Source organism: Variovorax sp. Root434 (assembly GCF_001426595.1).
Taxonomy (GTDB): domain Bacteria; phylum Pseudomonadota; class Gammaproteobacteria; order Burkholderiales; family Burkholderiaceae_C; genus Variovorax.
The window spans coordinates 66,208-86,548 of the sequence record NZ_LMEK01000007.1 but is presented as its reverse complement, the minus strand read 5'-3'; the positions used below and the strand labels follow the sequence as shown (position 1 = coordinate 86,548).

Below are 20,341 nucleotides of genomic sequence, written 5' to 3'. Positions count from 1 at the left end.
GACGATGCCTACTTTGCGGTGGACTTGGGCTGGCTGTCGTCCACCTTCACCGTGAACTTGCCCGAAAGAATGTCGGCCTGCCTGGCCTTCACCTTGGCGACGATGTCTGCCGGCACCTTTTTCTCGAAGGTGCCCAGCGGCGCGAGCTCGGAGCCCTTGTGCTTCATCTGTGCGTACACGCCATAGTCCTCGGCCGCGAACTTGCCTTCCTTCACGAGCTTGATCGCGCGGTCGGCAGCGGGCTCGAAGTTCCACAGGGCGGAGGCGACCACCGTATCGGGGTACTGGCCCTGCGTGTCGATCACGTTGCCGATGGCAAGCTTGCCCTTTTCCTTGGCCGCGTCCGAGACGCCGAAGCGCTCGGCGTACATCACGTCGGCGCCTTTGTCGATCATGGCGAAGGCTGCTTCCTTGGCTTTCGGCGGATCGAACCAGCTGTTGATGAAGCTCACGCTGAACTCGACCTTGGGGTTCGTTTCCCTGGCGCCCGCCATGAAGGCGTTCATCAGGCGGTTGACCTCGGGAATGGGGAAGCCGCCGACCATGCCGATGCGGTTGCTCTTCGTCATGCCGCCCGCGACCATGCCGCTCAGGTAGGCCGGCTCCTGGATGTAGTTGTCGAACACGCTGAAGTTGGGCGCCTGCGGCTTGAGCGACGAGCCCATCAGGAAGGCCACCTTGGGAAAGTCCTTGGCCACTTTGCGTGCAGCCGCTTCCACCCCGAACACCTCGCCCAGGATCAGCTGGTTGCCGCCGGTGGCGTACTCGCGCATCACACGTTCGTAGTCGGCGTTGCTGACGTTCTCGGTGGCCTTGTATTCGATCTCGCCGCGCGCCTCGGCCGCCTTCAGCGCCTTGTGGATGCGGCCAACCCATTGCTGCTCGAAAGGCACGGTGTACACCGCCGCCACCTTCAGCTTGGCCTGCGCAAGCGCAAGGCCGGGCGCGCCCGCCGCAAGCGCTGCGGCGATGGCGACGGAACGAATGATCAACTGACGGCGTGCTGTCACGGTGCTTCTCCTCGGTCTATGAAAAAAACGTGGCCTCGATGGCACATCTGTTCGGGGAACACCGCGGAACCGGTTTCGCCGGGCCGCTGGTGTTGCCCCCGGTAGGGGGAAGGCGAAGCGACACGAAGTGCGCGCAGCCTGGGGGCGAGCCTTACTTCGTGCCGAAGATCCGGTCGCCCGCGTCGCCGAGGCCGGGCAGGATGTACCCGTGGCTGTTCAGCTCGCGGTCGATCGCGGCCGTGTAGATCGGCACGTCGGGATGGGCCTTCTGCATGGTCGCGACGCCTTCGGGGCAGGTCAGCAGGCAGACGAACTTGATCGACTTGGGGTTCAGCTCTTTCAGGCGCTCGACCGCGGCCACGGCCGAATTGCCGGTGGCCAGCATCGGGTCGACCACGATCACGTCGCGGTTTTCCATCTCGCCCGGCATCTTGAAGTAGTACTCCACGGCCGTCAGCGTCTTGGGGTCGCGGTACAGGCCGATGTGGCCGACGCGCGCGCCCGGCACCACGGTCAGCATGCCGTCCAGGATGCCGGTGCCGGCACGCAGGATCGACACCAGCACCAGCTTCTTGCCGTCGATGACCTTGGCCTGCATGGTCTCGAGCGGGGTCTCGACCTCGATGTCCTGCATCGGCATGTCGCGCGTGACCTCATAGGCCATCAGCATGCTGATTTCATTGAGGAGCCGGCGGAAGCTGTTGGTGGACGCGTCCTTGCGGCGCATCAGGGTGAGCTTGTGCTGGACGAGGGGGTGGTTGACGAGGTGGACGTTGCTCATTGGAATTTTTTCTATCGTTGCTGAAAACCGGGAGTCTAGAAGACAGTGCCGTCGCTCTCGATCAGCAGAGGCGGAGCACCGTCACGCAAGCGCTGTGCCAGAGCCCGGCCCGCCGCCCAGGTGCCGCCTTCCAGAACGCAGGCCAGCGGCAGTTCTTCCTCGGTGCGGTCGAGCACCTTGCGCACGCGCGGCGCCACCTCGTCGAGCAGCGCGACGGTCAGCGCGCGCCATTCGACGATGAATTCGTCGCCCACCTTCCAGCGGCGTTCGAGGAAGGCGGGGTCCTTCGGCACGATCACGCCGCTGTCGATCAGCAGGCCGCCGTTGCGGTATTCGGGCAGGGCCGTGAGCGCGTCGAGGTGCCGCACCTTCACGCCTGCCCACTCGAAGGGCTCGAGCAGCGAGTACGTGAGCCACTGCGAAAGCTTGTGGAAGGGCATCCAGCCGTTGGTGAGGCCGGGCCCGCGCACCGCGCTGTGCCGCCAGCAGTCCCCCAGCGCCAGCGCCGGGTCGCCCGAGCCGATGCCGCCTGCGCTGTCGCTGCCGTCGGCGGCAATGCTGTCGACCGCGTTGGCCGCCGGCCAGATGCGCGAGAGCGTCTCCAGCAGCAGCGAAAGAATCTGGTGCGCAGTGATCTCGGCGGTGGGCGGCGTGGCGGCGCCGAAGGGGGCCACGAGGGCGTCGAACATGCCGGCGGGGCGGCCGTCCTCGCCGAAGGTCTCGGGCTGCTCGCTCATCGCTTCGCCAAGCCGGCGCAGCAGCACCGCGCGGCCCGCGAGGCCCATCAGCGGATTGACTTCGCTGACCTGGAACGCGTCGCCGAGCCGGTCGGTGACGAGGCCGCGCAGGCCGGCCGCATCGGCCTGGCAGGGATGGTCGGGGTTCGACGAAAAAAGCCCGCTGGTGAAGGCGTGGAAGCTCGCCACGCCCAGCCCTTCGGAACGCGTGAAGCGCGCGCCCGTGGCCGGCTCGGTGTAGCCCCAGTCGGGGCCTGCGCCGGCGTCGAGCAGCACGCTCACCAGGACGAGGTCGATGTGCGCGCGGGCGCGCTGCCGTGCATCGATGCGCGGACCGAGCAACTCGTCCAGCTGCTTCAGCCGGTCGACGCCCCCCGCTTCGAAATGGCGCCAGCGGCTGTGGTACGGGATGGTGTCCCACGGATAGCGCTCGCGCGTGACCTCCGCGACGGTGCGCGCGGCGTCTTCGAGCGTGTCGTCGCCGCCGATGCGGAACCACTGCGATTCGCCTCGGCGCGCGCGCGCCAGCAGGGCGCCCGCGCGCTGCCGGATGGCGGCTGTGGTGCGCAGCAGGCTGGCCGCGCCGGCGGGGTGCGCAGTGTCGGCCGTGAATTCGATGGACGGGTCGATCTCGCCCGCGCCGCCCGGCGGCAAGCTGCCCGATCCGTCGACCGGCATGTTGTCGAATTTGTCGTGGCTGTTGCTCATTCGGCGAGTCCCCGGCCTTTGGCCTTCTTGAGTTCGTCGGCGTCCGGCACCGGACCGGGCGTGAAATAGCCGGCGGCCATCTTCGCGTCCATCTCGACGCGGGCGTCCGCCGGAATCAGCTCGTCGGGAATGTTCACCCGCTCGCCGATCTCGATGCCCGAGCCGGTGATCGCGTCGAACTTCATGTTGCTCATGGACACGAGCCGATGGATCTTCTTGATGCCGAGCCAGTGGAAGACGTCGGGCATCAGCTCCTGGAAGCGCATGTCCTGCACGCCGGCCACGCACTCGGTGCGCGCGAAATACTGGTCGGCCGTGTCGCCGCCGACCTGGCGCTTGCGGGCGTTGTAGACCAGGAACTTGGTCACTTCGCCGAGCGCGCGGCCTTCCTTGCGCGAGTAGGCGATCAGGCCGACGCCGCCGCGCTGCGCACCCTGGATGCACTCCTCGATGGCGTGCGTGAGGTAGGGCCGGCAGGTGCAGATGTCGGAGCCGAACACGTCGGAGCCGTTGCACTCGTCATGAATGCGCGCCGTGAGTTCCACGTCGGGATTGGCCAGGTCGCGCGGATTGCCGAAGATGTAGAGCGTCTGCCCACCGATGGGCGGCAGGAACACTTCGAGGTCGGAGCGCGTGACCAGCTCGGGGTACATGCCGCCAGTCTCTTCGAACAGCGTGCGGCGCAGGTCGGTCTCGGAGCAGCCGAAGCGGCGCGCCACTTCGGGCAGGTACCACACGGGTTCGATCGCAGCTTTGGTCACCATCGCTGCGCCGCCGGCGGTGAGGAACTTGCCATCGGCCTTGAGGCGGCCGCTTTGCAGCGCCTCGATCACCTCGGGCAGGATCACATGGGCCTTCGTGATCGCGATGGTCGGGCGGATGTCGTAGCCCGCCGCGAGTTCTGCAGAAAACACATCGGCCACCAGCGCGCCCCACGGGTCGAGCGACACGATGCGGCCCGGATCGCTCCACTGCGGATACGGGCCGATCACGTCGGTCGGCGCGGTGTTGGTCAGGTCGGCCTTGTGCTCGCGCTTGAGCGCCCCGGCCGCCACCGCGAGTGCGCGGTACACGCTGTAGGAACCGCTGTGCGTGCCGATGACGTTGCGGTGCGCGCGCTTGGTGGTGGTGCCGACGACCGGCCCTCGTTCGGTGGCGGTGGCCGCGCCCCACTGGATGGGCAGGGCACCGAAGCCACCGGCGTGCGAGGTGAGCCGGATGTGGCCGGTCGACGTCGAGGGATGGAGCGGGGGGAGGGGCGTGACGCCGCCGGGGACGGAAGGGATCGTTGTACTGTCTGCAGACATTGGAGGCCCTCAAAAAACACAATGTACCGATGGCGTGTGGCGCTTGCAAGCGGGTGGCTTGGGCACAATCAGCCGGAATCTTTTTTCGATGCGGCTGTAACCGGCCGGCCCGATGGCACGAAACACAATAGGCAGCAGGATGAACCCGAGCGACGCGGAAGCGGCGCTGCGCAGCCTGTTCCTTCGCGGCCTCGACGGCGACGCGAAGGCCTACCGCGACTTCCTGCAGCGACTCAGCGCGCACCTGCGCGCCTTTCTGGGCAAGCGCCTCTTTGGCTGGCCCGATGAAGTGGAAGACCTCGTCCAGGAATGCCTGCTCGCCATGCACAACCAGCGCCACACCTATCAGAGCGACCAGCCGCTGACGGCGTGGGTGCATGCGATTGCGCGCTACAAGATGATCGACCTGCTGCGCGCCAAGTCGGTCCGCGAAGACCTGCATGACCCGCTGGACGACGACCTGGCCGTGTTCACCGAATCGGCCGAGGAGGCCAGCGATGCGAAGCGCGACCTCGGCGGCCTGCTCGAAACCCTGCCCGAGCGCCAGCGCCTCCCGATCGTGCACGTGAAGATCGAAGGCCTGTCGGTGGCGGAAACCGCGAGCCTGACCGGCATGTCGGAGTCGGCCGTGAAGGTCGGCATCCACCGCGGGCTCAAGGCGCTGGCGGCCCGGTGTGGCAGCAATTGGGGAAGTGCGGCATGAAGACTGACGATCTCGTCGCGATGCTTGCGAATGGCGAGGTGGCCGCGCCGCGCCGCCGCGCCGGCTGGCGCATCGGGCTGGCGGTGCTGATAGGCCTGCCGCTCTCGTTCGCGATCCTGTTCGTCGGGTACGGCGTGCGGTACGACATCGTGCAGGCCATGTTCTGGCCGATGTTCTGGGTCAAGGTGCTGTTTCCGCTGTGCATCGCAGCGGCCGGCTTCGTGGCCGTGGAGCGGCTTGCGCGGCCGGGTGTGGCGCCGCGGCGCGCCTGGGTCGGCGCGGCGGTGCCGGTGCTCGGGGTGTGGGCGCTGGCGGTGGCCGCCTGGTTCACCCTGCCGATGGAAGAGCGCATGCCCTCGCTGATGGGGCAGTCATGGCGCATCTGCGCGCTGAGCATCGGGCTGATGGCGCTGCCGGTGTTCGCGGCCACGCTGGTGGCGCTCAAGGGGATGGCGCCCACGCGGCCGGCGCTGGCGGGGGCCGCGGCCGGGGCGCTGGCCGGAGGCGTTGGTGCCGCGATCTATGCGCTGCACTGCATGGAACTCACCGCGCCGTTTCTCGCAGTCTGGTACGTGAGCGGGATCGCGGTGCCTGTGCTGGCCGGCGCCGCGCTGGGGCCGCGCCTGCTGCGCTGGTAGTCGGCCCGGTTTTTCCTCCTCAGCGCTTCTTGCTGCCGAAGATCCCGCCCAGCACCCCGCGCAGGATCTCCTTGCCCACCGAGGTGCCCATCGTGCGCACCGCCGACTTGGCCATGGTCTGCACCAGCCCGTCGTGCTTCGCGCCGCGCGGGCCGGTGGTGCCGAAGAGCATGTCGTTGAGCATGCCGCCCATGCCGGAGCCGGACGATTCGGCCGCGGGCTTGCCACCCGTGCCAACCGCGGGCGCGTCGGGTGCGCTCTCGGCGCGGCCCTTGAGCTTTTCGTAGGCCGATTCGCGGTCCACCGTCTTCTCGTAGACGCCCGCGACCAGCGAGCCGGCGACCAGTGCCTTGCGCTGGTCGGGCGTGATCGGGCCGAGCTGGCTGCCCGGCGGCAGCACGAACACGCGTTCGGTCACGCTCGGACGGCCCTTTTCGTCGAGGAAGCTCACGAGCGCCTCGCCGACCGCGAGTTCGGTGATGGCGGTTTCGATGTCGAGGCCCGGCTTCTGGCGCATGGTGCTGGCGGCCGCCTTCACGGCCTTCTGGTCGCGCGGGGTGAAAGCGCGCAGCGCGTGCTGCACGCGGTTGCCCAACTGGGCCAGCACCGTATCGGGAATGTCCAGCGGGTTCTGCGTGACGAAATACACGCCCACGCCCTTGGAGCGCACCAGGCGCACCACCAGCTCGATGCGTTCCACCAGCGCCTTGGGTGCCTCGTTGAACAGCAGGTGGGCCTCGTCGAAGAAGAAGGCCAGCTTGGGCTGCTCGGGATCGCCGATTTCGGGCAGCTGCTCGAACAGCTCCGACAGCATCCACAGCAGGAAGGTGGCGTACAGGCGCGGCGAGTTCATGAGCTTGTCGGCTGCGAGGACGTTGATGACCCCCTTGCCGCCCACGGTCTGCATGAAGTCGGCGATGTTGAGCATCGGCTCGCCGAAGAACTTGTCGCCGCCCTGGGTCTCGATCTGCAGCAGGCCGCGCTGGATGGCGCCCACGCTAGCGGCGCTGATGTTGCCGTACTGCGTAGTGAACTGGCTCGCGTTCTCGCCCACGTACTGCAGCATGGCGCGCAGGTCTTTCAGGTCGAGCAGCAGCAGGCCGTTGTCGTCGGCGATCTTGAACACCAGGTTCAGCACGCCGGCCTGTGTTTCGTTCAGGTCGAGCATGCGGGCCAGCAGCAGCGGACCCATGTCGGAGATGGTGGCGCGCACCGGGTGGCCCTGTTCGCCGAACACGTCCCACAGCGTGACGGGGCAGGCGGAGGGCTCGGGCAGGTCGATGCCGCGTTCTTTCAGCGTGGCGGCCAGCTTGTCGCCGATAGTGCCCTTTTGGCTGATACCCGTCAGGTCGCCCTTGACGTCGGCCATGAACACCGGCACGCCGATGCTGGAGAGCTTCTCCGCGATGGTTTGCAGGGTGACGGTCTTGCCGGTGCCGGTGGCACCGGTGATCAGGCCGTGGCGGTTGGCCAGGCTGGGGAGAAGATTGCACTCGATGGCGTCATGCCGTGCGATCAGAAGGGGGTCGGCCATGGGGCGCTCCGGGTCGTATCGAAGCGGGTAGTCTAGGGCCCTTGCACAGGGCGAACAGGCCCTAAGCGGCCCTCCTATAATCCACGACCCGCACGGTAGTTCAGGAAAAAGTTTCAGGAGGTTTTTTTGTCATCGACTGCTCAGCCCCCCATTCCCGCCACTGGCGATGCCTCCGAACAGTCGCCGATCGAAAAAGAGCTGGCCGTGCTGCTCGTGAGCGCGCTGAATCTCGAAGTGGCCCCCGAGGACATCGTGCCGACCGAACCGCTCTATGGCGAAGGCCTGGGACTCGACTCCATCGACATCCTCGAAGTGGCGCTCGAAGTCTCGCGTCGCTATGGGTTCCAGCTGCGTTCGGACGACGAACGCAACCAGCAGATTTTCCAGTCGCTGCGCACGCTCGCGACCCACGTCGCCCAGCATCGCGTGGCTTCCTGATCACATGTCGCGATGGCGAATAGCACTCCTGTTGGTGGTGGGGGTTGCATATGCCGGCCTCTCTCACTGGATGACGCTGTTCCACGCCACGGAGCCATGGGCGGTGGTGGTGCTGCTCGGCCCGCTCTGGCTCGCCGCCATGGGCCTGGCCGCCAGCTGGTTCGGCCGCTGGGGCCTTGCCGCCGTGGCCGTGCTGGGCATTGGCGGTTTTTCGCTCGTCTTCCTCGGTGAGGCGGGCGATCCCAACCGGCTGTACGTGCTGCAGCACGTGGCCATCAACGCAGCCTTGTGCGGCTGGTTCGGCTCGACACTGCGCGGCCGCGGCCTGCCGCTGATCACGCAGTTCGCGCAGCGCGTGCATCCGCTCAAGGGCCACATGCTGGCCTACACCACGCAGCTCACGCGCATCTGGACCGGCTTCTTCGCGCTGACGGTGCTGGCGTCGATCCTCATCTACCTGACGCGGCCGTTTTCCGAGTGGTCGCTGTTCGCCAATGTGCTGTCGCCGGTCATGGTGACGCTGCTGTTCGTCGGCGAACACCTGCTGCGCTACCGGCTGCATCCCGAATTCGAACGTACGCGCCTTGTGGATGCGGTGCGCGCGTTCTATGGCACATCGTCGGTGGACACCAGCCCCGGCGGCCAATGACACAGGCGCTGCCAGCGTGACGACAGACCTTCGCTTCCTGCCGCTGCTCGCGGACCGAGACCCCGATGCCCCCCTTGCCTGGCGCGCCGGTGTTCCCGTGAGTGCGCGGCAGTTCCTGGCCGACGTGGCCCGCTTCGCACCCGGGCTTCCGGGCGAGGGGCCGGCCGTCAATCTTTGCGCCGACCGATACGCCTTCGCCGTGAGCCTGGGCGCGGCGCTGGTGCGCGGCCATGCCAGCCTGCTGCCGCCCGACGCGCGGCCCGACACGCTCGCGCGCCTGCTCGAATCCGGCGGCTCGCATCTTTTTGCGCTCACCGATGACCCGAAGCTGCAGGCCCCGGGGATGCAGCGCGTGCTGTTCGAAAACCGCGCGAGTCCCGGCGGGGGTGCCGATCCCGATGGCGCGGTGCCCGCGATCGACGCGGCCATGCACGCGGCCAGCCTGCTCACCTCGGGCTCGACCGGCGTACCGCAGCCGCACGCCAAGACCTGGCGCACGCTGGTGGGCGACGTGGCGGTGGCCGTCAAGCGCCTGTGCCGGGTGCTGGAGCGTCCCTCGCTCGAAGGCCTCACGCTGGTCGCGACCGTGCCGGTGCAGCACAGCTACGGGCTCGAATCGTCGGTGCTGCTCGCAATGCTCGGCGGCGCAGCATTCGAAAGCGGCCGGCCGTTCTTTCCGGCTGATGTTGCGAAAACGCTGGCCTCGGTGCCACGGCCGCGTGCGCTGGTCACCACGCCGTTCCATCTCAAGACATTGCTGCTCTCGGGCATCGAGCTGCCAGCGGTCGACCTGATCCTTTCGGCCACCGCGCCACTGTCGCCGCAGCTTGCGCAGCAGGCCGAGCAGGCCATGGGGGGCGTGCTGCTCGAAATCTACGGCAGCACCGAGTCGGGCCAGGTTGCCACGCGCCGCACCACCGACAGTGAAATCTGGGAGACCTTCGGCGAGATCCGCGTGCACGCCGAGCCCTCGGCCGACGGCGGCCCCGAGCGCTTCATCTTCAGCGGCGACTTCATGCCCGAGCCCACGCCGATGGCCGACGTGCTCGAACTGCTGGACGAACGCCGCTTCCGCCTGTTCGGCCGCGCCAACGACCTGATTCACGTGGCGGGCCGGCGCAGCTCGCTGGCGCACCTGAACTTCCATCTCAACAGCATTCCCGGCGTGAACGACGGCGCCTTCTGGCTGCCCGACGAGGTGGCCGACGGGGTCGTGCGGCCGGTGGCCTTCGTGGTCGCGCCAGAGCTCTCGGCGGGCGACATCATCGCGGCCCTGCGGCAGCGGCTCGAACCCGTGTTCGTGCCGCGCAGGGTGGTGCAGGTCAAGGCGTTTCCACGCGAAGGCACGGGCAAGCTCACGGTGCGTGCGCTGCGCGAATTCGCGCTGGCACAGCTCGCGGAAGACGACACGCCAGTGCAGATGGCGCACATGGTGCCGGCGGATCACCCCGTATTCGCCGGCCATTTTCCGGGCCAGCCCCTGCTGCCTGGCGCGCTGGTGCTGGCCGAGGTCATGGAGTCGATCCGGCGCGTGCCGGCCCTGGTGGCGCGGCTGGGCGCACATCCCACGCTCGCCGCGGCAAAGTTCCTGTCGCCGGTGCGCCCGGGCGCCGCGCTGTCGATCGAGCTGCATCCGGAGGCCGGACCTGGCCGCGGCGTACGTTTCGACGTTCGCTGCGACGGCGTGGTGGCCGTCACCGGTCGCTGGACGGCCGTGCAAGAGTCCGCGTGATGAAACACGCCGACGTTGAAGCGCGCGCCTTGAAAGAGGCTGACCGGGCAGGGCAGGCGGCACCGAATGGCGAGCGCGGTGAAAGTGGCGGCTGGGCGCATGCGCCAGAGCGCAGCAACATGCTTGCGCTGCGTTTCATCGTCGCGATGGCGCTGGTGTGTGGGCGCCACGTCACGCGCCTGCTGCTGCCGCCCATCGCGCTCTACTTCCTGCTGTTCGCACCGGCGCAGCGCCGGCACATCAAGCGCTATCTGTTCAGGGCCATCGGCCCGCAGGCGGGCTGGGTCGACGGTTTCCGCCTGCTGCACGCCTTCGCGTCGACGGTGCTCGACCGCGTCTACTTCCTGCGCGGGCGCATGGACCTGTTCAAGGTCGGCATCGAGGGCAATGTGCCGATCGAGTCCGAGATCGCACAAGGGCGGGGCGCCTTCCTGCTCGGCGCCCACGTCGGCAGCTTCGAGGCGCTTGGCGCCTGCAAGCAGCAGACGCACCAGCGTAACCTGCGCCTGGCGATGCTGATGTACCCGGACAACGCGCAGCGCATCACGGCCATCCTCAACGCCATTGCGGTGCCTGAACTGCGGCCGCACGTCATCGCGCTGGGCCGGCCGCATTCGATGCTCGAATTGCGCGACTGGCTCGACGGCGGCGGCCTGGGCGGCATGCTGGCCGACCGTACGCTGCCGGGCAGCGAAGACCAGCCCGTGCACCAGCGCGGCAACAACATCGTGCTGCCATTCCTCGGGCAGCCGGCGGTTTTCAACGATGGTCCCTTCCGTCTGGCGGCCCTGCTGCGCCGCAAGGTGTTCTTCATGGCCGGGCTCTACGGCGGCGGTGCTCGCTACGATGTCCGGTTCGATCCGCTGGCCGACTTCGGCGAGGCGGTCTGCAGCCCCGCGGAGCGCGAAAAGCGCATCCGCGCGGCCGTCGAAGCCTATGTGGCACGCCTGGAAGCGCTGTGCCGCGCGTATCCCTACAACTGGTTCAATTTCCATGATTTCTGGCTCGAAGATGCGGCTTGACTGGCTTTGCAGGGCCTGCGTGCTCGCGCTGGCCTTCTTTGCCGTGCCGGCCTGGGCGGCGTTCGACCTGCCCGAGCTGATGACGCTGCTGGCCAAGCAGAAGAGCGGGGAGGCTCGCTTCACCGAACAACGCTTCGTGCACGGCCTCGAAGGTCCGCTCGACGCCAGCGGCACGCTGAGCTTCGACGCACCCGACAAGCTGGTGCGCCGCACGCTGTCGCCGCGCATCGAGACCATGGCTGTCGAGGGCAACACGCTGACGCTTTCGCGCGGCGGCCGCACCCGCACGCTGGCGCTGGACAGCATGCCCGAGCTGCTCGGCCTGGTCGAAGCCATGCGCGGCACGCTCACCGGCGACGGTGTCACGCTGCAGCGCTATTTCCGCAGCACCGTGTCGGGCTCGGCTGCCAAGTGGACGCTCGACCTCGTCCCGATGGACAGCCGATTGGCGGCGCAGGTGCGCAGCATGCGCATCAACGGCCGCGCGAGCGACGTGCTGGGGCTCGAGATGGAGTTCGTCGGCGGTGACCGCTCGGTCATGAACATCACACCGGGCAACGCGGCTCCATCCAGCGCGCCCGGACGCACCACGCCGTGATGCCGCAACAGCAGGCAGGCGGTCCGCCGGGCTGGCGGCGCAGAGCGGTCGTGCTGCTGGCGTGGCTGCTGGTGCTGCTGTGCGGTGCCGTCGTCATTGCGCGCACGCAGATCGGCGCAGATCTTTCCGCCTTCCTTCCCAAGAGCCCGGACGTGCGCCAGCGCGTGCTGATCGAGCAGCTGCAAAGCGGCGTCGCCTCGCGCACGCTGATGCTGGGCATCGAGGGCGGCAGTACCGAGCAGCGTGCCGCCGTGTCGCGTGCGGTCGCCAAAGACATGCGCGAGAGCAAGCTGTTCGATCTGGTCCAGAACGGCGACGTCGGCGACTGGAGCGAGGCGGGAGCCTGGGTGCTGCAGCACCGCTATCAGCTGTCGCCAGGCGTAGTGCCTGGGCAGTTCACCGCCGAGGGTCTGCGCGACGCCATCAACGAAACCCTGTCGATGCTCGGCACGCCGGCCGGCAACGTGATCAAGCCGTTTCTCGACCGCGACCCGACCGGCGAGACACAGCGCATTGCCATGGAACTGGTGCCCGCCAGCGCGCCGCGCAGCGAAGACGGCGTGTGGATGTCGCGCGCCGCGCCGCGCGCGCTGATGATCGCCACCACGCGCGCCGCCGGCAGCGACCTCGACGCGCAGGCCGTGGCCATCGCACGCGTGCACGCCGCCTACGAGGCCGCCACGCGCGACATGGGCGCAACGGCGCCGAAGCTGCTGCTCAGCGGGCCGCCGGTGTTCTCGGTGATGAGCCGCGACAAGATCAAGACCGAAGCGCTCCATCTCGCGGTGGTGGGCGGCATCGTCATGGGCGGGCTGCTGTTGCTGGCGTTCGCCTCGCCGCGTGCGCTGGTCATCGCCTTCCTGCCCGTGGCCACGGGCGTGGTGATCGGCACGGCGAGCGTGAGCCTCGTGTTCGGTTCGGTGCATGGCCTCACGCTGGGCTTCGGCAGCACGCTGATCGGCGAGACGGTCGACTACGCCATCTACTACCTCATTCAGGCGCGGGGCGCGGCCGTGGCCGGCACCGGCTGGCAGCGCTGGCGCGACCTGAACTGGCCGACCGTGCGGCTCGGCCTGCTGACCTCGGTGTGCGGCTTTGCGGCGCTGGTGTTCTCGGGCTTTCCGGGACTGGCGCAGCTGGGCGTGTTCTCCATCGCCGGCCTCGTCGCGGCCGCGCTGGCCACGCGCTACGTGCTGCCGGTGCTGGCGCCCGACGGCGCCACCGGCATGGGCATGCGCAGGTACATGGCGCAAATGGCCGGCGCACTGGTGCGCGGCCTGCCGCGCCTGCGCTGGCCGCTGGCGGCGCTGGGCGTGGCCGCGCTGGCGCTGGTGCTGTGGCAGGGCGGCCACCTGTGGCGCGCCGACCTGGGCGCGATGAGCCCGGTGCCCAAGGCGGCCCAGCAGCTCGACGAAATGCTGCGCAACGACATCGGCGCGAGCGACGGCGGCGTGCTGGTGGTTGCATTCGGCGACGACGAACAGGCCGCGCTTCGCAACACCGAGGCGGCCGCGGCGCGGCTCGATGCGCTGGTGGAGCAGGGCGAACTCGTCGGCTACGAAACCGTGACGCGCGTGCTGCCGAGCGTGGCGGTGCAGACGGCGCGCATCGCGAGCCTGCCGAACGCCGAAACGCTGCGCACCAATCTGGCCGAGGCGACCAAGGGCATGCCGCTGCCGGCATCGCGGCTCGGGCCGTTCCTGGCCGACATCGAGGCGGCACGCAAGCTGCCGCCGGTGGAGCGCGCCGAACTGGCCGGTGGGCCGCTCGGTTCGATCCTGAACACGCTCATGTATCAACGCCCGGGCGGCGGATGGGGCACGCTGGTCGTGCTGCACCCCGGCACCAAGTTCGACCAGGGCCGCCTCGAAGCAGCCTTGGCTGGCGTGCCCGAAGTGCAGGTGGTCGACGTCGGCCGCGAACTCGCGGGCCTGTACCAGCGCTACTTGCACGAGGCCTTCGTGCAGGTGCTGCTCGGCGCGCTGGCGGTGGTGGTGCTGCTCGGCATCTACCTGCGCTCGTGGCGTCGGCTGCTGGCCGTGTGCCAGCCGCTGCTGTTCGCGGTGGTGCTCACGCTCGGCGGCATGGCCTTGCTGCAGGCGGCGCTCGGCATCCTGCATTTGGTGGGGCTGCTGCTGATCGTGGCGGTGGGGTCGAACTACGCGCTGTTCTTCGACCAGCTGCGCACGACTGGGCGGGCCGACGAAGACACGCTGGCGTCCCTGATGCTGGCCAACCTGACGACGGTGGTGTCGTTCGGGCTGATCGCGATTTCGGACATTCCGGCGTTGTCGTCCATTGGTCGCGTGGTTGCGCCGGGCGCGCTGCTGGCGCTGCTGCTGTCGGCGGCGTTTGCGCGGAGCGTGGCGCCTGCGAAAGCGGCGCGCCGCTGATGGGAAAATCGACCCCCATGTCTTCCGCTCCTGCGTCCACCGAATCCTGGCCCTGGCCGCCGGCCATCCGCGCCAGCGCGGCATGGCATGTCGCGGCCATCGGCGCGGGCGTGCTGGTGCCGGGTGCGTTGCCGTGGGCCATCGGCGCGATCGTGCTGAACCATGCGTTGATCACCGGCGCCGGCCTCACGCCGCGCAGCAGCCTGCTGGGCCCCAACGTCACGCGGCTGCCCGAAGCGGCTGCCGCGCGCCGCGAAGTGGCGATCACCATCGACGACGGGCCGGAGCCCGAGGTGACACCGCAAGTGCTCGATCTGCTCGATGCGCACGGCCAGCGCGCCACGTTCTTCTGCATCGCCGAACGCGTGCTGGCGCATCCCGAACTGGCGCGCGAGATCGTCGCGCGCGGCCACAGCATCCAGAACCACACGGCGCAGCACCGGCACAACTTCTCTTTTCTCGGGCCGCGCGGCTTTGCAGCCGAAATTGCGCGGGCGCAGGACATCCTCGCCGACACCGTCGGCCAGCGCCCGACCTGTTTCCGCGCGCCGGCCGGCTTGCGCAACCCGTTCCTCGAACCCGTGCTGCACCGCCTCGGCCTCTCGCTGGTGAGCTGGACGCGGCGCGGCTTCGACACGCGCGAAGGCGACGCCGCCAAGGTGATGGCGCGCCTGAGCCACAACCTGCAGGCGCGCGACATCCTGTTGCTGCACGACGGCAATGCCGCGCGCACCGCCAAAGGACAACCCGTTTTGCTGGAGGTATTGCCCTTGTTGCTCGAACGCCTGCGCGCCGATGGATTGCGCGCTGTTACCTTGCCCGAGGGCCTCAAAGCATGAGCGCGGTGATGCCCTCGTCGTCGACCGACAACGCCTGGCGCGAGCTGCATGAGGCCGCGACCGTTCCCTACCGGAAGAGCGGCAGCTTCGCCTGGCACTTCGCGCGCGGCAAGCTGGGACGCGATCCGGTGTTTCGCGGCTTGCTCGAACATCGGCTGGTCGGCGCGCAGCACAGCCGCGTGGTCGACATCGGCTGCGGCCAGGGCCTGTTCGCAAGCCTGCTGGCGTCGATGAGCACGATGCAGAAGCAGGGCCGCTGGCCGTCGTCATGGCACGCCACGACGCACGGCGCAGACTACACCGGCATCGAGCTGATGCCGAAGGACGTGGCGCGCGCCGAAGCCTCCATCGGCCATCTGCAGCCCGCGCCGAAGCTGGTCTGCGCCGACATGTGCTCGGCCGCCTTGCCGGACTGCGACCTTGTCGTGATCCTCGACGTGCTGCACTACGTGAACCTTGAAGCGCAGGAAGGCGTGCTGCAGCGCGTGCGCGACGCGCTGCGCCGTGGCGCCAACCCGCAGGCGCGGCTGCTGCTGCGCGTGGGCGACGCGTCGAGCCGCCGCGGCTTCGCGATCAGCCAGTGGGTCGACCGCACGGTCACGCGCATCCGTGGCCACAAGGTCTCGCCGACCTGGGGCCGGCCGTTGGCCGACTGGACGGCGCTGCTGCGGCGCCTGGGCTTCCGCGTGCAGAGCATTCCGATGAGCGCGGGCACGCCCTTCGCCAACGTGCTGCTGGTGGCCGACCTGGAAGGGGCCGCGTGACGGCGCCGCAGACGCTCGACCGCGCCGGCATTGCCCGGCGCATTCCGCACAGCGGCAGCATGTGCCTGCTGGAACGGCTCGAGAGCTGGGACGCCGAGGCCATTCACTGCAGCACGACCACGCACGCACAGGCCGACAACCCGTTGCGCACCGAGAGCGGACTGCTCGCGCCCAATGCCATCGAATACGCGGCGCAGGCCATGGCGTTGCATGGCGGCCTGCTGGCTGCCGAGGGCAGCACGCCGTCGGCGGGTTTCCTGGCGAGCGCGCGCAACGTGAAACTGGCGGTGGCGCGTCTCGACGACGTGCCCGGCGCGTTGCAGGTGGGAGCCCGGCGCCTGTCGGGCGACGACCGCCAGATCCTCTATGAATTCACGGTGAAGGCGGACGACGGCCGCATGCTGGCCGAAGGCCGCGCCGTGGTGGTCCTGAACACACCGCTAGCTGCAGAAAGCATGACATCGCCATGAGTCTCGAAGGAAAACGCGCGCTGATCACGGGCGCCAGCGGCGCGCTCGGCGCTGCCATGGCCGAACGCCTCGCGCGGGACGGCGCCACGGTCCTGCTGCACGCCAATGCGCGGCCCGAGGCGGTCGAGCAACTGGCTGCATCGATCACGGCGGCGGGCGGCAAGGCGGAGTGCCACGTGTTCGACCTGTGCAGCGACGAAGCCTCGGCGGCGGCGTGCGCGCGCATCCTGGAAGGCGGGCCGGTCCAGATCCTCGTCAACAACGCCGGCGTGCACGACGACGCCGTGCTGCCGGGCATGCGCGCAGAGCAGTGGCACAAGGTGATCGACGTATCGCTCAACGGCTTCTTCCGCGTCACACAGCCGCTGCTGCTGCCCATGATGCGCACGCGGTGGGGGCGCATCCTGAATATCTCTTCCGTAGCCGCGATTGCGGGCAACCGGGGGCAGGTCAACTACGCCGCGGCCAAGGGCGCGCTGAACAGCGCGACCAAGGCGCTGTCGCTCGAGGTGGCGTCGCGCGGCGTGACGGTGAACGCGATTGCACCCGGAATCATTGCATCGCCGATGGCGGATGCGGTGTTCGATCCCGCGATCGTCAACCAGATGGTGCCGGTGAAACGCGCGGGGACGCCGCAGGAAGTGGCAGCGCTGGCCGCCTTCCTGGCGAGTGACGAGGCGGCCTACATCACGGGCCAGGTGATCTCGATCAACGGCGGGATGATCTGAAGAGATCCGCCGCCGGGATTTCTTTTACAGCGGCAAGGTGTCGAACGCCGCGTAGGCCGTAGCCAGCCAGGACTTCACGCGCTGCCGTTCCAGCAACCCGAGCGCATGCGGGCCTTCGCGGTCGTTCACGGCCTTCCAGAAGCTCGTGTTCTGCGCATCGATCTTGCGCATGCTCGCGTCGTGCAGGCGGGGCAGGGTGATCACGCGTGCGCCGTTCGCCGTCGCCTTCGAGAGCGATTGCGAGGCCAGCAGCATCCCGAAGTCGCTGCCGCGGCCGTAGTTCTGCACCACGATGTAGTTGGGCCGGTTGCCGAAGGTGTCGATCAGCGCGCCGAGCAGGTCGGTCGAGTCCTTGCCGTCGTCCAGCACGTGCCAGAAATTGACGGTGACGCCGATGTCGGCGAACACGTCGAACAGGTCCGACTCCTTGATCCAGCGCGACAGCGGTGCCAGCGTTTGCGCGGCAAGGTCGACGATCACGCTTTGCTGCGGGTTGGTCTCGAAGCCGTTGACGACCGTGTCGAGCCCTTCGAAGCTGTCGACCACCACCTGCGAGGCGAAGCCTTCGTAGAAGCGGGTGAACGAGCTGTGCGAGCGGTCGGTGTCGAAGCCCGTGAAAGGGCGGCTGTGGTCGATGAAGTACTGCGCCAGCACGCGCGCCGTGACCGACTTGCCGACACCGCCTTTTTCGCCGCCGATGAAATTGATGGAGCTCATGAGTTGCTGCTGCCTCGAATGGGTTGAGGGGTGGAGGGCGGATTCATTCTAGGGGCCAGTTTTTCTACCTGCCGCGTTTTGCCATGGCTTGCAGCAAGGGATGTGCCTGCAAGCGCTGCTGCAGCCGCTTCTTCCACGGCGCCGGCAGCGCCGAGGCGTCGATCATTGCGGGCCACTTGTCGCGGGCGAGCCGTGCTGTGTCGGCGACGACACGGCGCACCAGCGGCTCGTGCAGCCCGGTCGAGAAGCAGAAGGCGCGTACGTTGGCGGGCGTGAACAGGGCGGTGCGCCGGGCCGAGACCGTGGATTCGGGCAACAGCGGCAGCGCGTGGCCGTCGACACCCTGCAGCGCGGCGTACGCGACGATGTCGTAGGCCGGCGCGAATCGCGGCGCAACGCCGTCGGGATACAGCACGCCGAAGTTCTTGAGATGCGCGTCGGGGTTGCCGAGCAGGTCGTTCACCACGAGCCGCCGCAGGAGCTCGAGCACCGCATCGTCGCCCAGCGACGGAAACGCGCGCATCGCGAGCGCCATGTCGAGGTAGCTGCCGCTGTACTTGCGCATCGGGTCGATCGCCAGCACCTGAGCGAAGTCTTCGAAATGGATGCGGCGCGCGCCGTCGCGGTCGAAGCGCGTAACCGCCAGGAATTCGGGCTCGTCGGGCAGCGCATAGCTGTGCTCCGCGGCAATGGCCGAGAGCGGGGCGAGTTCCGCATGGCAAACCTCTACGCCCGCCGCGCCGGCCATCTGCAGCGACAGCATCTCGAGCTGCGGCATGTGCGGCCGGCCGGCGACCGGCAGCTTGGCGATCACCCGGGTGCTTGCGCCGGCCCGCGTGCGGGCCACGTACCGCCCGCCCTGGCGGCGCAGGCCCAGCTTGGGCTGCACGCCAGAGACCGAAATGCCTTGCGGCATCGGCAGTTCGACCACGGACATCTCCAGCGCATCCTGGTCCTGCGTGATGAGGCGCTGCAGCGTGCCGCGGTCCACCGACACGGGCCGGGCGCTCACTGCGCCGGGCAGGTCGCCGCCGCATGCAGCGAGCAATTCGAAATGATCGTTCTCGCGGCAGCCGCGCAGCTGCGCGATATGGCTGCGCAGCACGCCTTCGGGCAGCAGGTTCTGGAAAAACCCCGGCAGCTGGCCACCCTGGGCGTTGAACAGCGGGTTCTTGACGTCGCTCCAGAGCGCCGACTGGGCCGCCGGGTCGCTCGCCACCATCGAGAGCGACAGCACTTCGGCTGGCGGATTGGCGACCAGCTCGGGCTCCGCGACGAAGCGGCACAGGTCTGCGTACTGGAACAGCTTGCCGAAGCGGCGTGTGCCGAGCGAAATCTCGAGGATCTTGACGTTCATGGAGGCGAGCGGCGCTTGTTGTGGGGCGCGCCGGGCGCCTGCGCCACTGCATGGCCCACGCGTGTGGCGACGGGGCGATAGCCGGGATCGGTGGCCGTGGTTTCGCCGAAGCCCTTCGGCGCAAGCTGCAGTTCGAGCCCAAGTGCATCGACCAGCGCCAGCAGGGACGACAGCTGCGGGTTGCCCCGCAGGCTCAGGGCGTTGCGCACGGAGCGCTCGGTAAGTCCCGAGCGCAGCGCGATCTCGGCATTCGAGATGCCGGCGGCATCGCGGCGAGCGGCCAGGGCGGTGATGAGTTCCTGCTTGTTCACGGAAATATATTACCGCAAATGAGGTTTTAGGAAATATCTTTCCTAAAACCTTCGCTGCTTATTCCATCGCTTTCACTTGGGTATCAGCGTGAAGAAGGGCATGACCACGCCCATCACCCAGTTCTGGCCGAAATCGAGCGCTGCCCGGCGGTACTTCTCGTCGGCCTGCGCAGCCAGCAGGTCGAGCCGCGCCACGACCTTCGACAGTTCGCGGTCGGCCACGAGGTTGCGGCCGCGGTCGCTGATTTCGGTCGCCAGCAGCAGTGGCTGGCCGTCGGGGCCGGTCTTGGAGGAAATGAGCCAGAGCGAGATCTCGAAGTTGCGCGCGGCCCTGAAGCTGTTCTCGGCATTGATGCCGTCGATCATGGTCTGGTCCCAGGTGTCGCCGTTGGCCTGCTTGAGCATGGTGGCCCAGCCGTACACCAGCGCCGCGACACGGTCGCCCTGGTAGCCCTGCGGCCCGGTATCGAAGGCCAGGCGGATCGCATCGATGCCGGTGGCGCCCTTCAATTCGGGCAGGGGTGGGCCCTTGAGCACGGCGTCCCAGGCGCGCTGGGTGGCCTCGTCCATGCTGGCCGCCGACTTGCGCCATTCGCGCGGGTTGCGCTTGTAGAGTGTGCTTTGCACGCGACGCACCGACTGCAGGTTGTCGCGCAGCGACAGGTTGGCGATGCGGTTGGCGCCGGACTGCATCCATTCGTGGCTGCTGTAGGGCTCGGCGCGCTGGGTGTCGCGCGTCGACGAGCAGCCTGCAAGGCCAAGCAGAACAGCCGTGCCCGCCAAGATGCCTCCAAGGAGGCAGGTACGTCGCATGGCGAGGGGAGAAACCAGGGAATCGCTCATGCCCTGACGTTATCATCCACGGCTGGGGCGGCGGCCTGCTGCAAGCTGCAGGCCCGTGCAAT

The 20,341-nt window shown here is 68.4% G+C and carries 21 protein-coding genes; 12 read left to right on the top strand and 9 right to left on the bottom strand.

Translation table 11 applies throughout. The features are described from left to right. Positions 1 to 8 precede the first annotated feature (8 nt). The 4 genes from ASD05_RS08950 to ASD05_RS08935 all read right to left on the bottom strand — a co-directional run bounded on the left by ASD05_RS08950 (position 9) and on the right by ASD05_RS08935 (position 4,543). A complete protein-coding gene (locus tag ASD05_RS08950) occupies positions 9 to 1,010 on the bottom strand; it encodes a BMP family protein (protein ID WP_056590629.1) in 1,002 nt (333 codons plus the stop codon). A 151-nt stretch (positions 1,011 to 1,161) separates the two neighbouring features. Beyond that, the gene (gene upp, locus ASD05_RS08945) at positions 1,162 to 1,791 is read right to left on the bottom strand and encodes a uracil phosphoribosyltransferase (protein ID WP_007837874.1); all 630 of its coding nucleotides are present in this window, start codon (positions 1,789 to 1,791) and stop codon (positions 1,162 to 1,164) included. Positions 1,792 to 1,826: 35 nt separating this feature from the next. Next, complete coding sequence (locus tag ASD05_RS08940; protein ID WP_056590626.1) at positions 1,827 to 3,236, bottom strand: URC4/urg3 family protein; 1,410 nt, start codon at positions 3,234 to 3,236, stop codon at positions 1,827 to 1,829. Then, positions 3,233 to 4,543: a GTP cyclohydrolase II gene (locus ASD05_RS08935; protein ID WP_007837869.1), complete on the bottom strand. Its 1,311-nt coding sequence runs from the start codon at positions 4,541 to 4,543 to the stop codon at positions 3,233 to 3,235. Before ASD05_RS08935 ends, ASD05_RS08940 begins: the two co-directional genes overlap by 4 nt. A 112-nt stretch (positions 4,544 to 4,655) precedes the next feature. Between ASD05_RS08935 and ASD05_RS08930 the strand changes: the two genes are divergently transcribed. Next, a complete protein-coding gene (locus ASD05_RS08930) occupies positions 4,656 to 5,246 on the top strand; it encodes a sigma-70 family RNA polymerase sigma factor (protein WP_056590623.1) in 591 nt (196 codons plus the stop codon). Continuing rightward, positions 5,243 to 5,884 (top strand): NrsF family protein, encoded by a 642-nt coding sequence (locus ASD05_RS08925; protein ID WP_056590621.1) that lies wholly within the window; start codon positions 5,243 to 5,245, stop codon positions 5,882 to 5,884. The genes ASD05_RS08930 and ASD05_RS08925 overlap by 4 nt, the downstream gene beginning before the upstream one ends. Before the next feature lie 19 nt (positions 5,885 to 5,903). On the opposite strand, the gene ASD05_RS08920 is transcribed toward ASD05_RS08925, so the two are convergent. Continuing rightward, the gene (locus ASD05_RS08920; protein WP_056590617.1) at positions 5,904 to 7,418 is read right to left on the bottom strand and encodes a helicase HerA-like domain-containing protein; all 1,515 of its coding nucleotides are present in this window, start codon (positions 7,416 to 7,418) and stop codon (positions 5,904 to 5,906) included. A gap of 126 nt (positions 7,419 to 7,544) precedes the next feature. Between ASD05_RS08920 and ASD05_RS08915 the strand changes: the two genes are divergently transcribed. The 10 genes from ASD05_RS08915 to fabG all read left to right on the top strand — a co-directional run bounded on the left by ASD05_RS08915 (position 7,545) and on the right by fabG (position 17,051). Continuing rightward, positions 7,545 to 7,856, top strand: a complete 312-nt coding sequence (locus ASD05_RS08915) for a phosphopantetheine-binding protein (RefSeq protein WP_007837856.1) — start codon at positions 7,545 to 7,547, stop codon at positions 7,854 to 7,856. Between the two features lie 70 nt (positions 7,857 to 7,926). Next, positions 7,927 to 8,505, top strand: a complete 579-nt coding sequence (locus tag ASD05_RS08910) for a hypothetical protein (RefSeq protein ID WP_235507914.1) — start codon at positions 7,927 to 7,929, stop codon at positions 8,503 to 8,505. A gap of 16 nt (positions 8,506 to 8,521) precedes the next feature. Continuing rightward, positions 8,522 to 10,237, top strand: a complete 1,716-nt coding sequence (locus tag ASD05_RS08905) for an AMP-binding protein (protein WP_056590613.1) — start codon at positions 8,522 to 8,524, stop codon at positions 10,235 to 10,237. Further along, positions 10,237 to 11,259 carry a hypothetical protein gene (locus ASD05_RS08900; RefSeq protein ID WP_056590608.1) on the top strand — a complete coding sequence of 341 codons (1,023 nt, stop codon included), beginning with the start codon at positions 10,237 to 10,239 and terminating at the stop codon, positions 11,257 to 11,259. Before ASD05_RS08905 ends, ASD05_RS08900 begins: the two co-directional genes overlap by 1 nt. Further along, complete coding sequence (locus tag ASD05_RS08895) at positions 11,231 to 11,857, top strand: LolA-related protein (protein ID WP_056590605.1); 627 nt, start codon at positions 11,231 to 11,233, stop codon at positions 11,855 to 11,857. The genes ASD05_RS08900 and ASD05_RS08895 overlap by 29 nt, the downstream gene beginning before the upstream one ends. After that, the gene (locus ASD05_RS08890) at positions 11,857 to 14,250 is read left to right on the top strand and encodes an MMPL family transporter (protein WP_056590602.1); all 2,394 of its coding nucleotides are present in this window, start codon (positions 11,857 to 11,859) and stop codon (positions 14,248 to 14,250) included. The genes ASD05_RS08895 and ASD05_RS08890 overlap by 1 nt, the downstream gene beginning before the upstream one ends. Then, on the top strand, positions 14,250 to 15,089 hold the full coding sequence (locus ASD05_RS08885) for a polysaccharide deacetylase family protein (protein WP_056590599.1): 840 nt from the start codon (positions 14,250 to 14,252) through the stop codon (positions 15,087 to 15,089). Before ASD05_RS08890 ends, ASD05_RS08885 begins: the two co-directional genes overlap by 1 nt. Next, positions 15,086 to 15,853, top strand: coding sequence for a class I SAM-dependent methyltransferase (locus ASD05_RS08880; RefSeq protein ID WP_056590596.1), 768 nt, complete (start codon positions 15,086 to 15,088; stop codon positions 15,851 to 15,853). The genes ASD05_RS08885 and ASD05_RS08880 overlap by 4 nt, the downstream gene beginning before the upstream one ends. Continuing rightward, complete coding sequence (locus ASD05_RS08875) at positions 15,850 to 16,323, top strand: hypothetical protein (protein WP_056590593.1); 474 nt, start codon at positions 15,850 to 15,852, stop codon at positions 16,321 to 16,323. The genes ASD05_RS08880 and ASD05_RS08875 overlap by 4 nt, the downstream gene beginning before the upstream one ends. Further along, entirely contained in the window at positions 16,320 to 17,051 is a 732-nt protein-coding gene (gene fabG, locus ASD05_RS08870) for a 3-oxoacyl-ACP reductase FabG (protein WP_056590589.1), read from the top strand. Before ASD05_RS08875 ends, fabG begins: the two co-directional genes overlap by 4 nt. A gap of 24 nt (positions 17,052 to 17,075) precedes the next feature. Here the strand turns inward: fabG and ASD05_RS08865 are convergent, their stop codons facing one another. The 4 genes from ASD05_RS08865 to ASD05_RS08850 form a co-directional block, all read right to left on the bottom strand. Next, a complete protein-coding gene (locus ASD05_RS08865) occupies positions 17,076 to 17,768 on the bottom strand; it encodes a hypothetical protein (RefSeq protein ID WP_007837844.1) in 693 nt (230 codons plus the stop codon). A 64-nt stretch (positions 17,769 to 17,832) separates the two neighbouring features. Further along, positions 17,833 to 19,125, bottom strand: a complete 1,293-nt coding sequence (locus tag ASD05_RS08860; protein WP_056590586.1) for a type II toxin-antitoxin system HipA family toxin — start codon at positions 19,123 to 19,125, stop codon at positions 17,833 to 17,835. Then, positions 19,122 to 19,436, bottom strand: a complete 315-nt coding sequence (locus ASD05_RS08855) for a helix-turn-helix domain-containing protein (RefSeq protein WP_056590583.1) — start codon at positions 19,434 to 19,436, stop codon at positions 19,122 to 19,124. Before ASD05_RS08855 ends, ASD05_RS08860 begins: the two co-directional genes overlap by 4 nt. Before the next feature lie 72 nt (positions 19,437 to 19,508). Further along, on the bottom strand, positions 19,509 to 20,219 hold the full coding sequence (locus ASD05_RS08850) for a hypothetical protein (RefSeq protein WP_235507913.1): 711 nt from the start codon (positions 20,217 to 20,219) through the stop codon (positions 19,509 to 19,511). Positions 20,220 to 20,341 lie beyond the last annotated feature (122 nt).

Coding starts and splice junctions, on each gene's coding strand:
- upp (WP_007837874.1), bottom strand. CDS start 1,791: ATGAGCAACGTCCACCTCGTCAACCACCCCCTCGTCCAGCACAAGCTC.
- ASD05_RS08865 (WP_007837844.1), bottom strand. CDS start 17,768: ATGAGCTCCATCAATTTCATCGGCGGCGAAAAAGGCGGTGTCGGCAAG.
- ASD05_RS08860 (WP_056590586.1), bottom strand. CDS start 19,125: ATGAACGTCAAGATCCTCGAGATTTCGCTCGGCACACGCCGCTTCGGC.
- ASD05_RS08935 (WP_007837869.1), bottom strand. CDS start 4,543: ATGTCTGCAGACAGTACAACGATCCCTTCCGTCCCCGGCGGCGTCACG.
- ASD05_RS08890 (WP_056590602.1), top strand. CDS start 11,857: ATGCCGCAACAGCAGGCAGGCGGTCCGCCGGGCTGGCGGCGCAGAGCG.
- ASD05_RS08930 (WP_056590623.1), top strand. CDS start 4,656: ATGGCACGAAACACAATAGGCAGCAGGATGAACCCGAGCGACGCGGAA.
- ASD05_RS08885 (WP_056590599.1), top strand. CDS start 14,250: ATGGGAAAATCGACCCCCATGTCTTCCGCTCCTGCGTCCACCGAATCC.
- ASD05_RS08920 (WP_056590617.1), bottom strand. CDS start 7,418: ATGGCCGACCCCCTTCTGATCGCACGGCATGACGCCATCGAGTGCAAT.
- ASD05_RS08895 (WP_056590605.1), top strand. CDS start 11,231: ATGATTTCTGGCTCGAAGATGCGGCTTGACTGGCTTTGCAGGGCCTGC.
- ASD05_RS08925 (WP_056590621.1), top strand. CDS start 5,243: ATGAAGACTGACGATCTCGTCGCGATGCTTGCGAATGGCGAGGTGGCC.
- ASD05_RS08910 (WP_235507914.1), top strand. CDS start 7,927: ATGACGCTGTTCCACGCCACGGAGCCATGGGCGGTGGTGGTGCTGCTC.
- ASD05_RS08900 (WP_056590608.1), top strand. CDS start 10,237: ATGAAACACGCCGACGTTGAAGCGCGCGCCTTGAAAGAGGCTGACCGG.
- fabG (WP_056590589.1), top strand. CDS start 16,320: ATGAGTCTCGAAGGAAAACGCGCGCTGATCACGGGCGCCAGCGGCGCG.
- ASD05_RS08880 (WP_056590596.1), top strand. CDS start 15,086: ATGAGCGCGGTGATGCCCTCGTCGTCGACCGACAACGCCTGGCGCGAG.
- ASD05_RS08940 (WP_056590626.1), bottom strand. CDS start 3,236: ATGAGCAACAGCCACGACAAATTCGACAACATGCCGGTCGACGGATCG.